At 37.4% G+C, this 13,731-nt stretch carries 15 protein-coding genes; 10 read left to right on the top strand and 5 right to left on the bottom strand.

Annotated features, from left to right (window positions below; translation table 11 throughout):
• Positions 1–352 precede the first annotated feature (352 nt).
• The 4 genes from ACEN33_RS10185 to ACEN33_RS10170 form a co-directional block, all read right to left on the bottom strand.
• On the bottom strand, positions 353–2,179 hold the full coding sequence (locus tag ACEN33_RS10185) for an ABC transporter ATP-binding protein (protein WP_138404519.1): 1,827 nt from the start codon (positions 2,177–2,179) through the stop codon (positions 353–355).
• Positions 2,179–4,002 carry an ABC transporter ATP-binding protein gene (locus ACEN33_RS10180; RefSeq protein WP_171031302.1) on the bottom strand — a complete coding sequence of 608 codons (1,824 nt, stop codon included), beginning with the start codon at positions 4,000–4,002 and terminating at the stop codon, positions 2,179–2,181. The genes ACEN33_RS10185 and ACEN33_RS10180 overlap by 1 nt, the downstream gene beginning before the upstream one ends.
• Positions 4,003–4,077: 75 nt before the next feature.
• On the bottom strand, positions 4,078–4,800 hold the full coding sequence (locus ACEN33_RS10175) for a sensor histidine kinase (protein WP_218930311.1): 723 nt from the start codon (positions 4,798–4,800) through the stop codon (positions 4,078–4,080).
• Positions 4,793–5,524, bottom strand: a complete 732-nt coding sequence (locus ACEN33_RS10170) for a LytR/AlgR family response regulator transcription factor (RefSeq protein ID WP_407095001.1) — start codon at positions 5,522–5,524, stop codon at positions 4,793–4,795. Before ACEN33_RS10170 ends, ACEN33_RS10175 begins: the two co-directional genes overlap by 8 nt.
• A gap of 298 nt (positions 5,525–5,822) precedes the next feature.
• Here ACEN33_RS10170 and ACEN33_RS10165 point away from each other — a divergent pair, with 298 nt between their 5' ends.
• The 6 genes from ACEN33_RS10165 (at position 5,823) to epsC (ending at position 9,284) form a co-directional block, all read left to right on the top strand.
• Complete coding sequence (locus ACEN33_RS10165) at positions 5,823–6,092, top strand: type B 50S ribosomal protein L31 (RefSeq protein ID WP_138404515.1); 270 nt, start codon at positions 5,823–5,825, stop codon at positions 6,090–6,092.
• 299 nt (positions 6,093–6,391) lie between these two features.
• Positions 6,392–6,739: a GIY-YIG nuclease family protein gene (locus ACEN33_RS10160; RefSeq protein ID WP_338487132.1), complete on the top strand. Its 348-nt coding sequence runs from the start codon at positions 6,392–6,394 to the stop codon at positions 6,737–6,739.
• A 23-nt stretch (positions 6,740–6,762) separates the two neighbouring features.
• Positions 6,763–7,347, top strand: a complete 585-nt coding sequence (locus tag ACEN33_RS10155) for a helix-turn-helix domain-containing protein (RefSeq protein ID WP_138404513.1) — start codon at positions 6,763–6,765, stop codon at positions 7,345–7,347.
• A gap of 54 nt (positions 7,348–7,401) precedes the next feature.
• Entirely contained in the window at positions 7,402–7,497 is a 96-nt protein-coding gene (locus ACEN33_RS10150) for a hexameric tyrosine-coordinated heme protein (protein ID WP_138404543.1), read from the top strand.
• Positions 7,498–7,810: 313 nt separating this feature from the next.
• A complete protein-coding gene (gene cysK / locus ACEN33_RS10145; RefSeq protein ID WP_138404512.1) occupies positions 7,811–8,731 on the top strand; it encodes a cysteine synthase A in 921 nt (306 codons plus the stop codon).
• Positions 8,715–9,284 carry a serine O-acetyltransferase EpsC gene (gene epsC / locus ACEN33_RS10140; RefSeq protein WP_407094999.1) on the top strand — a complete coding sequence of 190 codons (570 nt, stop codon included), beginning with the start codon at positions 8,715–8,717 and terminating at the stop codon, positions 9,282–9,284. Before cysK ends, epsC begins: the two co-directional genes overlap by 17 nt.
• A gap of 51 nt (positions 9,285–9,335) precedes the next feature.
• On the opposite strand, the gene ACEN33_RS10135 is transcribed toward epsC, so the two are convergent.
• The gene (locus tag ACEN33_RS10135) at positions 9,336–9,959 is read right to left on the bottom strand and encodes an NUDIX hydrolase (protein WP_407089089.1); all 624 of its coding nucleotides are present in this window, start codon (positions 9,957–9,959) and stop codon (positions 9,336–9,338) included.
• 89 nt (positions 9,960–10,048) lie between these two features.
• Here ACEN33_RS10135 and ACEN33_RS10130 point away from each other — a divergent pair, with 89 nt between their 5' ends.
• The 4 genes from ACEN33_RS10130 to ACEN33_RS10115 all read left to right on the top strand — a co-directional run bounded on the left by ACEN33_RS10130 (position 10,049) and on the right by ACEN33_RS10115 (position 13,559).
• Positions 10,049–11,212, top strand: a complete 1,164-nt coding sequence (locus ACEN33_RS10130; RefSeq protein ID WP_407089090.1) for a tetratricopeptide repeat protein — start codon at positions 10,049–10,051, stop codon at positions 11,210–11,212.
• A gap of 248 nt (positions 11,213–11,460) precedes the next feature.
• Positions 11,461–11,793 (top strand): glycine cleavage system protein H, encoded by a 333-nt coding sequence (locus ACEN33_RS10125; RefSeq protein WP_407089091.1) that lies wholly within the window; start codon positions 11,461–11,463, stop codon positions 11,791–11,793.
• 99 nt (positions 11,794–11,892) lie between these two features.
• Positions 11,893–12,669, top strand: coding sequence for a protein-ADP-ribose hydrolase (locus ACEN33_RS10120; protein ID WP_407089092.1), 777 nt, complete (start codon positions 11,893–11,895; stop codon positions 12,667–12,669).
• Positions 12,669–13,559: an SIR2 family NAD-dependent protein deacylase gene (locus tag ACEN33_RS10115; protein WP_407089093.1), complete on the top strand. Its 891-nt coding sequence runs from the start codon at positions 12,669–12,671 to the stop codon at positions 13,557–13,559. Before ACEN33_RS10120 ends, ACEN33_RS10115 begins: the two co-directional genes overlap by 1 nt.
• Positions 13,560–13,731 lie beyond the last annotated feature (172 nt).

Here is a 13,731-nt window from a genome sequence, read left to right as displayed (position 1 = left end):
TTCATCCGTGGTAAGATGGGTGTAGGTCATTTGTGGTCACTCCTTTGTATTCTTTGGTCGGAATTACAAGTTGAGTGTACCACAAATGGCTGTTTTAGTTGTCTAGCTTAATTTTACAATCGGCGAAAATAAAAAAGGTGTGTTGTAAGATGAAATGCAACACACCAAATTCTTATTAAATATTTCTGCTTTAAGTTGAGTTTAGTAGATTATTATTTGCTGAACTTCACTTTCAAACAGAAATGTTGAGTTCAGCTTTGGCATTTACCAATGAACTGCATTTTTAACGAAAAAAATGGAGTTCATGTCAACAAAAAACGCTAAACTTCAATTCTCTCACTTTCACTCTTACTTACTGATAATACTGTGCCTGTGCACTCCATAATTCCTGGTACTTTCCTTTTTCATTCACCAGTTCTTTGTGTGTGCCTCTTTGTACGATCTCCCCTTGATCAAAGACGAGTATTTCATCGCAGAATTTGGAGCTTGAGAGTCTATGGGAAATATAAAAAGCTGTTTTATCTTTTACTAAGTTATCAAAGTTTTGATATATTTTAAATTCAGTCATTGGGTCCAGTGCAGCGGTCGGCTCATCTAAAATCATAACTGGCGCATCCTTATATAAAGACCGAGCGATGGCTATTTTCTGTTCTTGGCCCCCAGAGACACTGACGCCTGATTCTTCAAATTCTGTTCCCAGGTAGGTTTCTTCCTGATTGGGTAGATTTCTAACGAAGTCGCCTAACCCGACTTTATCTAAGGTAGACAACACTTTCTTTCTATCAAAAGAGGGTTTTACAGAAACGTTTTGTCCCAATGAAAATCCGACTAGATGGTAGTCCTGGAAGACAACGCCAAACAGATTGAAGTATTCTCTTAAATCATACTTATGGGCATCGATTTTATTCATTTTTATTGTCCCTTCACTCGGTTCATATAAACGAATCAGTAGCTTAATAAACGTTGTTTTACCTGAGCCATTTTCTCCAACTATGGCATACTTTTTACCGACTTCAAACTTTTCAGTGATGTTCTTTAGGACTGTTTCATCTGAGCCGGGATAAGAAAAACTCATATTCTCTATTGCGAAATGATAGTCATTATCTAACCTTTTTTCTACAGGTAAACTGCCGACGACCTCTTCATCAGGCAAGTCCATGAATGCATAATACTGCTCTAATTCACCTGGTGAAGAAATCATCATCATGCCGTGCTGGATAACATCTGGTAAAGCAGAGACCATTTGACTGAGTGCGCTGGAAAGTTGAATAATCAAAGCAACAGGTAAAGCTCCGATTAAAACAAGCAAGCCGACATAGGCATAGGTCAAATAGGTCATCACCTGAAATAAGCCGGTAGTAGGGATCATCATGGATCGAAAGCGTTTATAGTTTTCAGACAGTAATCTCCCTGTCTGTTCAGACTCAGCTCTTTTATTTTCGATCATTTTTTCAGTTAAATTGTAGAGGCGCATTTCTTTTCCGGACTTAAAGTCCTGAAGGATCCCATCTTCATAGAAAAATCGGGCATTAGATTCTTTCAATTCCGCAAGAAGCGCTTTTAGCCGTTCACCTGATTTTTTGGATGACGCGATTTGAATCCATACACTGATTCCAATCAGTAGAAGAAAGACACTGATAACAAGACTTGGGTGCATCCACCAAAAGTCGTCTGGTAGTAAGCCGGTGTCTACTCTAAATAACGGAGTGAGTAAAATAACCCCCCATATAATACTGACCAATCCAGGCATCATTTCTTTTATACGGACATTGATCATCGGAAGAGAAGATTGGCTGCTCATCATATTTCGGTTGATGATTTCTAATTCTTCTCTTACTTCTGAACTTTCCGCATAATGGTAATGCATAGTTAACATCTTTTTATTTGGTTCAGCAAAGAGTTTTCTAAAAAACAGAGAATCCTCATGAGTGATTAGCGGGTCTATCCATCCAGAAATCAGTTGCAACACCAACAAGATGACCAAATACTGCATGATTAAAGAAGGGATGCGTGTCATGTCATCTCTTGTTAAGGCATCCACAATTTGGGTCATATAGATGTAGCCGATAAAAGGCAAACTGTATCTCGCCAATGATTGGACAAAGAACAGAACATAGTAAGTTTTGCCAACTCTAAACAAATCTTTAAAGGCACGTTTATACACGGTCAGCTTTTCCATTAAATCACCCCTCCTGTTACGACTGGCTCGTCTTCTTCCTCTTTTTCTTCCTTATCATGTTTATAGTAATAGGCTTGTGCTTCGTAAAGCTTAAAGTAATCTTTTTGCTCAGCCATTAATTCTTCGTGCGTTCCGACTTCTGTTATATCTCCATTTTTGATGTAAATAATGCGATCACAAAAACGGGTAGACGAAAGTCGGTGAGATATAAAAATAGATAATTTATCTTTAGAAAACTGGAAGTAATCCTGATAAATCTGATGTTCGGCGATCGGATCCAAAGCCGCAGTCGGTTCATCCAGTAAGAGAACGGGTGCGTCTTTATATAAGGCTTGAGCTAGTTTCAATTTTTGTAACTGCCCTCCCGACAAATTCACTCCATCTGGATAAACAGCGCGCACAATTTTTGTCTCGTCTCTTGACTTGAACTTTGAAATGATGTCAGTCAAGCCACTTTGTTTCAAGACACGATTATACTTTAATTCATCAAAGGGCAAGCCTTGAATGACCGTCTCTTTAATGGAATAGGTCAATAAAAATTTCTCCTGAAATACAGGCGCAAATAAAGCATAATAGTCTGAAATGTTAAACTCACTCTGAGCTACTCCGTTAATATAAATTTCTCCAGTATCTGGTTTAAGTAAACCGGCAATTAAATTAGTCAGTGTCGATTTCCCAGCCCCGTTTTCTCCTACTATAGCTAAATTTTCGTATGGTTTAATGGTTAAAGATACATTGTTTATCGTTGATGTATCATTATTTGGATAAGTATAGGTCACATTTTTTAATTCAATCGACAGAGGTTCTTTTGGCAAAGGTCTGCCTTCTCCATGGTTAAATATTTGACCTTGAGACATAAAGTCATCATATTTTTTTGTCTCGTTTAAACTCGTATTCATTTTGCCTATAGCGTTGACTAAAGTCATGATGGTTTGAGCTAAGATCGTGACAGACCCGGCAAAGATGACAAAGCTAGAAACCGGAATCGCTCCTGCCGCAATCAATTGAACACTTCTAATATAAGATAAGGCAGATAGACCGATAATCCCTATATTTACCAGAGTACTTTCTGTCCATGTCAACTTTACTTTCGGTTTGATAAGCCGGTGGTATTCCGCAATTGTTTTATCTTCAATCTGCTTGAACCAGTCTTTCATCTGGAAAATACGTACATCTTTAGTGATACGGGATTCCCCATACACTTTTTTCAAGTAACGTAATTTTTGAGAATTGGCTGCTTTCGCTTGAAATAATTTCCGGTCCATCTTCACTTGCCATACGTTAAAGAAGACAACGATGAGCAGAAACACACCCACTAAAACAAGAAACAGAGATTCTAATTGACTTAATATATTGATATACAAAACAACCCCTAGAAATGAACTGCATAATTCAATAATTTCTGTTACTAATCGGCCAAAAAGGGTCGTGTTGTTATCGGTCAATTCACTGGCATTGTTGTATCTCTCCTGCGCTTCTTTTCCTATAATGAGCGGATAATCCAGCTTCAAATACTTCGTTTCAATTTTATTTCTCATGAAATCTCTCAAATGGTTCATATTCTCTTCTTGGTAGAGCATAAAATAGTAGTTACCCATTTGAGCGATGCCAATAAGAGCAATAAATACGAGTAATCTTAGTAGGTATTCTCTAATCGCTACCCCTTCCATTGACCACTGAATCACAAAAGCAGATAAAAGCAATTGGAGTAAGGGTAAGGCCGCGCTAATAAGGGGAGCTAATAGAATGGCTATAAATACTGTCGGTTTGAATGCATATAATTCCTTCAATAGAATTTTTGTATACTTCACTTTTTCTTTCATCTTCATCACCTCAATCGTATCTTACCAAAAAAAATACACTCCCTATTCAGAAGTGTATGAATGGTTAGTATTTGGTTACGAACGGTTTTTAAGCGGCAATGTCACTTCTGTCGCAAACACGCCATCTTCCCATTTACGGTTGACCATGCCTTGATACCTCTCCACTGCCTGGTCAATTCGGTACAAGCCATAGCCTCTTCTGTTGATGCTTTTTAATGAAAACAGAGAAGGTTTTGGATTCTCTGTCATCGTGTTCGTCACATTAATATATAACGTGTTTTTCATTGGTGCTATGTATAAACGAATAAAACGTTCATCAGAAGAACTGGATTCTTTCTCAGTCGCTTCTATAGCATTAGTCAGCAAGTTACCCAATATAATTGCTAAATCGACATGCTCTACACCCAGTTCATTTGGAGCAATGGCTGTCGCATAGAGGGAAATCCCTTTTTGTTTAGCAGCTGTCAACTTTGTATTAACGATGGCATCTATCATCGTATTTCCTGTTTGAATGATCGTATCGACTTGATTCAATTCATTGGTCAGCTGTTTAATATATGCATCCAGTTCATCCAGACGGTGGTCATTCATTAAGGTGTGCATCACCTGTAAATGATTGCGATAGTCATGACGAATGCCTCTCATCTGTCTATAAATCGTTTCGACTTCTACACTGTATTGGTCGAGTTCCTTCTCTTGTATTTTATAAAAATCAATGCTCTTTTTTTGCCTAACTATAACTATCCCTGCACTGAGAAGGATAATAAGTACGACGGTTAGTCCTATCCAATCAGTCATTGTAAAACACCGCTCCTTTATTAAAGGCATTAAATTTTTCTTGAACTGTTTTAGCGAGACGCCTAGAAACAGGGACGGTTTGTCCGTTGGATAATTCAACATCTGTTTTTAATAGGCGATGGATGTGAGCGACATTGACTAAGTAACTTCGGTGAGTCTGGATAAAGTCAGCGTTAAGCTTGTCCTCCAATTCTTTTAAAGGACGAGTGACGGTTATCACTTGATTGTTTAAATGAATCTCACATTCACGTTTAATGACTTCAATGTACAGAATATCATCCAGTAGAAGTTTATGCATCTCACCTTCTGCTTCCAGTGTTAAGGTTTCTTTCACTAAGGGTTTTTTATCGAGATGTCTTTGAATGACTTGCTTAATTTTGTCTCTTTCAATGGGTTTGAGTAGGTAATCCAGTGCCTGGACTTCATAACCTTGAACGGCATGTTCGGCGAATGCGGTCGCAAAGACGAGCGTCACTTCATGGTCTATTTCTCTTATTTTCTTAGCCACTTCCAACCCATTAATCTGCTTCATCTCGATGTCCAAGAATACAATATCTAAGCCCTTGTTGTCTTCTAACTCAAAAAGAAAGGCTTCTCCACTTGAATAGGAGGATACTTTTGCGTGTAGACCCATTTCTTTGATTGTTTGATTGATTAGTGACTTCATCGCATCGAGTTGAATGTTTTCATCATCTACTATCGCTATGTGTAATTCTTTTGACATTCAAAGACCTCCTCTTCTCCAATACTCATACTATCCGTTCCACTTGATTTTTCCTAATCATCGTCGTTAGACATAATATAACATAAATGATTGATGGCAATAACAAACAATTAGTGGTTGGTCGTTTTTTTAAGCATTATGGTGTTTATTATTATGGTGTGTTGTAAGATGAAACGCAACACTAAAAAAAGTCTTTGCATTCAAATATCAAACGTGGTATTATACTGATGTTGCACGCAAATGCATAATAATTAACTGTGGTTTAGCATATAAATCACGGCAGAAAGGAAGTAGACATATGAAAGCAGGAATTCATCCAGAATATTCACAAGTAGTTTTCCGTGATACATCAACAGGTTTTGAATTTTTATCAGGTTCTACAAAAACATCAAATGAAACAGTAGAGTGGGAAGATGGAAACACATATCCATTAATCCGTGTTGAGATTTCTTCAGATTCTCATCCATTCTATACAGGACGTCAAAAATTCACGCAAGCCGATGGACGTGTGGACCGTTTCAACAAAAAATTCGGTTTCGCAGACAAGAACGCAAAACAAGAAGACTAATAGCATAGAAACGTTGTTAATACAACATTCAAGAGGTTTACTGTTCATAGCAGTAGACCTCTTTTTTTGTTTGTTAGATAAATAACTTAAAAAATTTAAGAATGGTATTGTATTAAATTCACTATCGTGTCTATTTGTAAAACATTAAGCACGCTGGACAAACTACTTTTCATTTGGTGCGTAAAGGTGAGTTGATAACCTATCAACCGTGTTTATCTAAAAAGTGAGTCACAATTAGTCTACGGTACGTGGATTGTTAATAGAGTCAGTAAGGATTAAAATAGTCTAGAGGTGGGTATATGGATAAAAAGAGTAGAAAACAATTAATAAATGAGTATAAAAATAGAAAACCAGAGATGGGTATCATCTCCATTAAAAATAATTCAACTAAAGAACGTTTTTTAGACATATCTAAAAGTATACAAGCAGATTTAAATAGTCACCGCTTTAAGCTAAAGGCAAACTGGCACCCTAATCATAGAATACAAGTGTTATGGAATGAACATAGTGAAGCAGACTTTGAGTTCTCAGTCATTAAAGAATTAGAATATGAAGATTCGACGGTAGATTATACAGAAAAATTGGAAGCCATTTTAATGGAATGCTTGGAAGCTGATCATTATGCAAGCAGATTAAATAAAGAATAGAAGAAGGGGTAAGGAAGCGAACCATGGATAATATTAAGATAGGTAATTTGATTGCTCAATTACGACAGGAAAGAGGATTGACTCAACAAGACATTGCGAATGCGTTAAGTATTAGTAATAAGACAATATCAAAGTGGGAGTGTGGTTTAGGAGCGCCCAATATTTCACTCTGGGCAGATTTATCCACCATTTTAGGAGCAGATGTCGTTGATTTAATGGAGGGTGAAATGACTCTAAACGAACCTGATGGTGGGAATATAAATAAAATCCGCTTTTACGTCTGTCCGACATGTCACAATGTTTTAGTCAGTACAGGGAGTGCATCAATCTTTTGCTGTGGAAGAAAGTTGACTCAACTTGAAGTGGTAGAAGATGAACATGCTCCAAATATAAAGACTGAAGTGGTTGATATTGATTATTTTATAACCATTGATCATGAAATGACAAGAAATCATCACATTCTTTTTGCAGCTTATGTTAAAGGGGATAAGTATTTCTTGAACCGTCTTTATCCCGAACAAGATCCGACAGTGCGTATGCCATATATGGCAAATGGTCAGTTATATTTATATTGTATCCAACATGGATTAACTAAGTATTCTATATAAAATATCTAAGCAAACTTGGCTACCTAGTTTAATAGCAGAAACACCTGACGACAGATTTATGCGTCTAACCCAGGTAGCTTAACATTCGCTTCGCAAGTAGTTGCGATTAACTTCCAAACAGTTGCAGCAGCTAACAACTATTGGAAATAAGAGACAGTATAATCCTCAATAATTGTAGTTATTTTAACTACATTGTTGAGGATTTTTTTGGTCAGATAATGTCCTTGAGAAAAAGTCAGGGACACGATATACGATTTTATGCCCTTGAAAAATCTTAAGGACACAATTCACACTTGCGACCATTATCCCATCATTGCATTTAACTCAATGCCTGCCTTCGCTTTTTTGAAGGTCAATAATGAAAGTTTAATGAGCGGTTTCATTGACTTTAAACGTTTAAAGCGTTACCATTCTAATAGATATTTGATTGAAATTTAAACTAAATTATTAGGAGGATTTATATATGTTATTTGAAAATGTTGTCGACGCAATTGGGTATACACCCGTAGTTAAAATCAACGGTCTAGATGATTCTTATGCAGATGTTTATGTAAAACTTGAGAAGAATAATCCAAGTGGATCAGTGAAGGACCGCCCTGTAAAATACATCATTCAAGATTTATTAGATAAAGGTGAACTAAAACCAGGTGGAACAATCGTTGAATCAACAAGTGGTAACACAGGTGTTGGTTTAGCAATGGTTGGAGCAGCGTTAGGTATTAAAGTTATTATCGTAATGCCAGACTCAATGAGTGTTGAGCGTCGTAAACTAATGCAAGCTTATGGAGCAGAATTAGTATTAACACCAGCTTCAGGTGGAATGAGTTTAGCAGGTGAAAAAGCGGAAGAAATTGCTAAAGAGAAAAACGCACCAATCTTCGGCCAATTTAAAAACGAAGCAAACGTAACTTCACATGAAGAAACAACTGCCCGTGAAGTATTAGAAGATGTTCCGGATGTAGATGGTTTCGTTGCAGGTATTGGTACGGGTGGAACAATTACAGGTGTAGGACGTGTATTAAAAGAAAATAATCCAGAAACAGTTATCTGGTCAGTGGAGCCAGAAGCTTCACCAATCTTAACAAAAGGAGAAGCAGGATCGCATAAGATTCAAGGTTTAGGAGCGAACTTTATTCCAGAAATCCTTGACCAATCTGTCATTGATAAGATTGAGACAGTATCGAACGATGAAGCGATTAATACAGCTGTTGAGTTAGCGAAGTCACAAGGGATCTTAGCTGGATTTTCTTCTGGAGCGAACTATGCAGTAGCATTACGTTTAGCAAAAGAATTAGGGAAAGGTAAGAAAGTAGTCGTTGTATTGCCAGATAGTGGAGAACGCTACTTATCTTCTGGGTTTTTCGGCGATGGACAAGCAGAATAATTATAGAGACGAAGCCCTTGAACTCGCGCAATACATTTATGAAAATGACCCTGCCGCAACAAGCGTAGAGGAAGTCACTGACTTATACCCAGGCTTTAAAGCAGTTAAAAATCATTTAGAAGCGCATAAACTTTACTTAGAAGGTGAAATTTATGAAGCACGCAAATTATCAGAAGTGTCTCGAACTGAAACAGGGATAGAAATTCATCCCGGCGCAAAGCTCGGTAAGAAAATCTTTATCGATCATGGTATGGGTGTGGTTATTGGTGAGACAGCGATTCTGGGAGACCGGGCTAAGCTTTACCACGGAGTGACTTTAGGTGGAACAGGGAATGAGAAAGGTAAGAAGCGCCATCCAACAATTCAACATGATGTTGAAATTGGAGCTAACGCGACTTTACTAGGTAACATTACTGTTGGTCATCACGCCAAAATTGGTGCCGGTGCCGTCGTATTTAAAGACGTCCCACCGTATGCAACGGCCGTAGGCGTGCCAGCTCGTATTATTCTTCATGATAAAAATTGGAACCGTATCGGGGAATATCAAATTTAAAAACAAAGACGTTCAGTCTCTCTATTGGAGATTGAACGTCTTTTGTGTACATTATTGACCGTCTTTAATAATTTGAATAAATCGGTCAGTGAAATTTGCGGTAAAACCCCATAAAACTTCATCAGGAAAATGGTAAAAAGGAATTTTTTGTTTGACTTCATTAAAGGGATATTTTTCACCTTGCTTAATCAGATGAAATGGAAATTCCTGATTTTCTTCCTTACCCTGATTTTGTGTATACTCAAAACTCAATTGATAAAAAGTGGGTTTGTTTTCCATTAACTGGTCTAAAGGAATTGTGAACAATCTTTCTACTTCAATATTTGGATAAATATCTTCAAAGGCCACACTGGTAATTTCTCCAACGTAACAATAAATAATTCGATTGGCAGCAATAATATAATCGATTTCCCCATAGAGGTTAATGTTCTCACGTTGGATATTTAACTCCTCCATCGTTTCACGAACAGCAGCTTCTTCAGGTGATTCATCCGTTTCAATGCGTCCCCCAGGGAAAGAAGTTTCACCTGGTTGTGAGATATGTTTACTACGAACTTCATACAGCACATGCCATTCATCCTTTATTTTTATGAGCGGGAGTAGAACAGCGTAACCTCTTTGAACTCCGAGTGCTTTAGCATCATAATGTTGGATAATCTGTCGAATTTTCTTCATATTCTCTTCCTTTTACTCTCTCGAAAATATTGTTAAAATGATGCCATTAACGGTATACTATAACTAATATTTGAAATGAGGTGTGAGTTATGTCTTTTGGTAACGATGATAACATTTTTCGTGCATTACAGCAATTTATTGACCAGTATGGAGATGAATTTGAAAATATTGAAAAAGCAATTGAAGCTTTTATGTCGTTTTATAATAAAGGTAATCTAGAAAATGAGATAGAATCAACACCTGAAATGGAATCAGCAGAATTACTCGAACTATCAATGAGTATCGATGATGAGAAGCAGCGCAAGGCTTTATTACGTGAAGCGATTGAGTTGTGGCCAGAAAATTGGAACGCCCATTTAGAACTCATTGAAGGCTCTTTAGTTGAACAAATTGAACAAATTCGTAAACTGGAAATCACAGCGTTTCATAAATGGGAAGAAACAGATCAAGTCGGCTGGATAAATTATGAAGAACGTCCTTACTTAAGATTAAAGTTTATGTTAGCCGTGATTTTATTTAAACAAGGCTTGTTAGAAGAAACGTTAGAACATTTTGAAAACTTATATGAGATTGACGAGATGGATAGTTTAGGGGCACGTTATTATATTATGTCGATTTATTGCCGGACATATGACTTTGAAAGTGCCTATGAACTGTTCTCAGATGTCCCTTACCCAGCGAGTGAAGATGATCGAATGATTATTCCATTGCTTGTTGTGGCAGCTTTGACTAATAATTTGACGTATGCTAAAGATTTATTCTTAGATTTAGAAGAAGCAAATGACAATCTCTTTCAATTATTTATGGACGATTCTTGGCCAATGGATTTAATTTTAGGTTTTGGTGAAGTTGATCATTTCCAAATGAATTCCTTTGAATCTATTGCGGTTGCATTAAATGATATTTTACCTGTCGTAGTTAGCTCAGAGTATTTGTTTGACTGGATGTTGGAGGAGTATGAAGCAGCAGAACCGCATGAGCGGGTGAATTTAAATGAGAAAGTTATTTCGTTTACAGGCGCGTCCAAGCAATACCGAGCACAAACGAATCCATTTACTTATAAGTCCTATCTAGAAATACCCGTTCTGGCAGATGTCGTACATAATGCGGCGGTAACACTTCAAGAAATGGGACTGGTAAAAGTTGAAGATTTCTCAGCATATACTGAAAAAGAGCTCTTAGCCGTGAAGCATATCGGTCCACAAACCATTAAGCAATTAAAAGCAAACGGTGTAAAATTCAAAAAGAAATAAGCACCCCTGATTTAAGCATTTCCGAGCGCAACTTGTGCAGGAAGTGCTTTTATTGTTCTTATAAAATATAATAGAATATAGAGGCTGTATCACTCCTGTATTGAAGGGAATCCAAACCTTGAGATAATTACTTTTAGAGTGTAAAACCCTTTCAGTTTTAACTTGGATATGATACAGTGTTATATATAAAAGTAATACAGATTAAATAAAAAAATACGTATAAATCAGTTGAAATAAAGGAGATTATTATGGAAAGAATTGGGAACTTTTTATTAATTACTAAAGATGGCGATAACTATACAGTGAGTATGTCTGCAGAATTACAAGATGATGTTGGAACCGTTGGTTTTGTGGAATTTAACCAAGAAGATAACTTAGAAGTGGATGATGCGATTTTAAACTTAGAAGCATCAAAGACAGTATTAGAGATTGCATCTCCCATTGCTGGAACAATTGTAGAACGCAATACAGCAGCGGAAGATAATCCTCAATTATTAAACTCAGCGAAAACAGAGGAGAACTGGTTAGTAAAATTAACTAACGTTGACGAAGAAGCATTCAATGCTTTAGAAGAAGCTTAAGCATAAGCAATACATGGACGCATTTAAGTAGGGGCCAAGCCCTTTACTTAAGTGCGTCTACTTTATCTATGAAAATGTGAAATTGAAAGGACGAGTTATATGGAAGCAACCGCAGATCTTGAATGGATGATCCAATATTTATCAAAAGAAGATGATGCCCCTACACTTGAAGAATCGGAAGATGCTTTTAAGAAATGGCGTCATTTGGTCAATGTCCGTCCACCAAAAGCAATCTCGGAAGAGTACTTAGAACATGAGGACCGCTTTCTAAAAGCAAATAATAATCAAGAAGAAGCAGTAGCTTTAGAAGATTTAACGCCAGTTGCAGGAGATAATATTTATCTTTGGAAAGGTGACATTACAACTTTAGCGGTTGATAGTATAGTGAATGCAGCCAATTCAGAGCTGTTAGGATGTTTTATCCCAAATCACAATTGTATAGATAATATTATTCATACAAAGGCGGGTATTCGTTTACGACTTGCATGTCACGAAATTATGACTGAACAAGGGAAGAAGGAACCGGTAGGTAAAGCAAAATTGACCCCAGCCTATCACTTACCAGCCAACTATATCATTCATACTGTTGGGCCAACTGCCAGTGGCAGAGTGACAAGAATCAATCAAAAGTTACTTGCCCAAACATATCAGGCATGTTTAGAGATGGCTGATCATAACCAACTTGAAAGTATTGCTTTCTGCTGTATTTCAACCGGGGTCTTCGGCTTTCCGACTGAGCCAGCAGCGGAGATTGCGATTAAGACAGTTCGTGATTATTTAATTGATCATGAGACAGATTTAAAAGTGATTTTCAATGTGTATGAAGACGAAGATGAAGCGATATATCAAAAGAAATTAATTAAAGGAGACGCATGATGGCAAATTATTGGAAGACCCTTGAAGCAGAGCAAGGAACTTTAGAAGATGGACAAGTGTTACAAGGATTGCTTGATGAAGCGGATGCCATTGTTGTAGGTATTGGAGCTGGAATGTCAGCAGCAGACGGCTTTAAATATATTGGATCGCGCTTTACAGATGCCTTTCCTGACTTCATTGAAAAGTACGGCCTACTAGATATGTTACAAGCAAGTCTGTTTGACTTTGAAAGTGTGGAAGAGTATTGGGCATTTCAAAGTCGCTTCGTTGTCTTAAACTATTTAGATCAACCAGTAGGGCAGTCGTACTTAGATTTAAAAGACATGTTAGAAGGACGCAATTACCATATTATTACAACTAATGCCGATAATGCCTTTGATATAGCCGATTATGATAGTGACCATGTCTTTCACATTCAAGGTGAGTATGGTTTATGGCAATGTTCAAAACACTGTCATCAACAAACTTACCGCGACGATTCAGTAATTCGTGAGATGGTGGAGCAACAGGAGAACATGAAAGTTCCGTCTGAATTAGTACCACACTGTCCAAAATGTGGTGCACCTTTTGAAATTAACAAGCGAAATGAAGAAAAAGGTATGGTGGAAGACGGCGATTTCCATGCACAAAAAGATCGCTATGAAGCCTTTCTAAAAGAAAATGAAGGCAAAAAAATAGTCTTTTTAGAAATCGGTGTGGGACACACAACGCCTCAATTCATTAAACATCCCTTCCAAAAAATGACGGAAGCAAACGACAAAGCATTATTTGTTACAATGAATAAGAAAAATTACCGAATTCCAAAAGCGATCCGCCCGCAAACAGTTCATTTAGCCCAAGACATCGCTAATACGATTCACAAAGCTAAAAACTTCGATGCGGTCAAATAAACATATAATAAAGCACTCGTATCCCAGTGATGCGAGTGCTTTTTAGCATGTGCGCCCGGCATGGGCGATAACTTGGTGGTGAAAGTCCACTACAGACTTGGCAGTAGGAACTGTTAGCTAAAGGCAAGGGTGTCCACCGTGAGGTGGAATCTGAAGGAAGCCGGAGGCAAAC

This window comes from Ruoffia sp. FAM 24228, from assembly GCF_045528575.1.
Lineage (GTDB): Bacteria > Bacillota > Bacilli > Lactobacillales > Aerococcaceae > Ruoffia > Ruoffia halotolerans.
The sequence above is the reverse complement of the archived record's forward strand: the minus strand, read 5'-3'. Positions and strand labels throughout refer to the sequence as shown.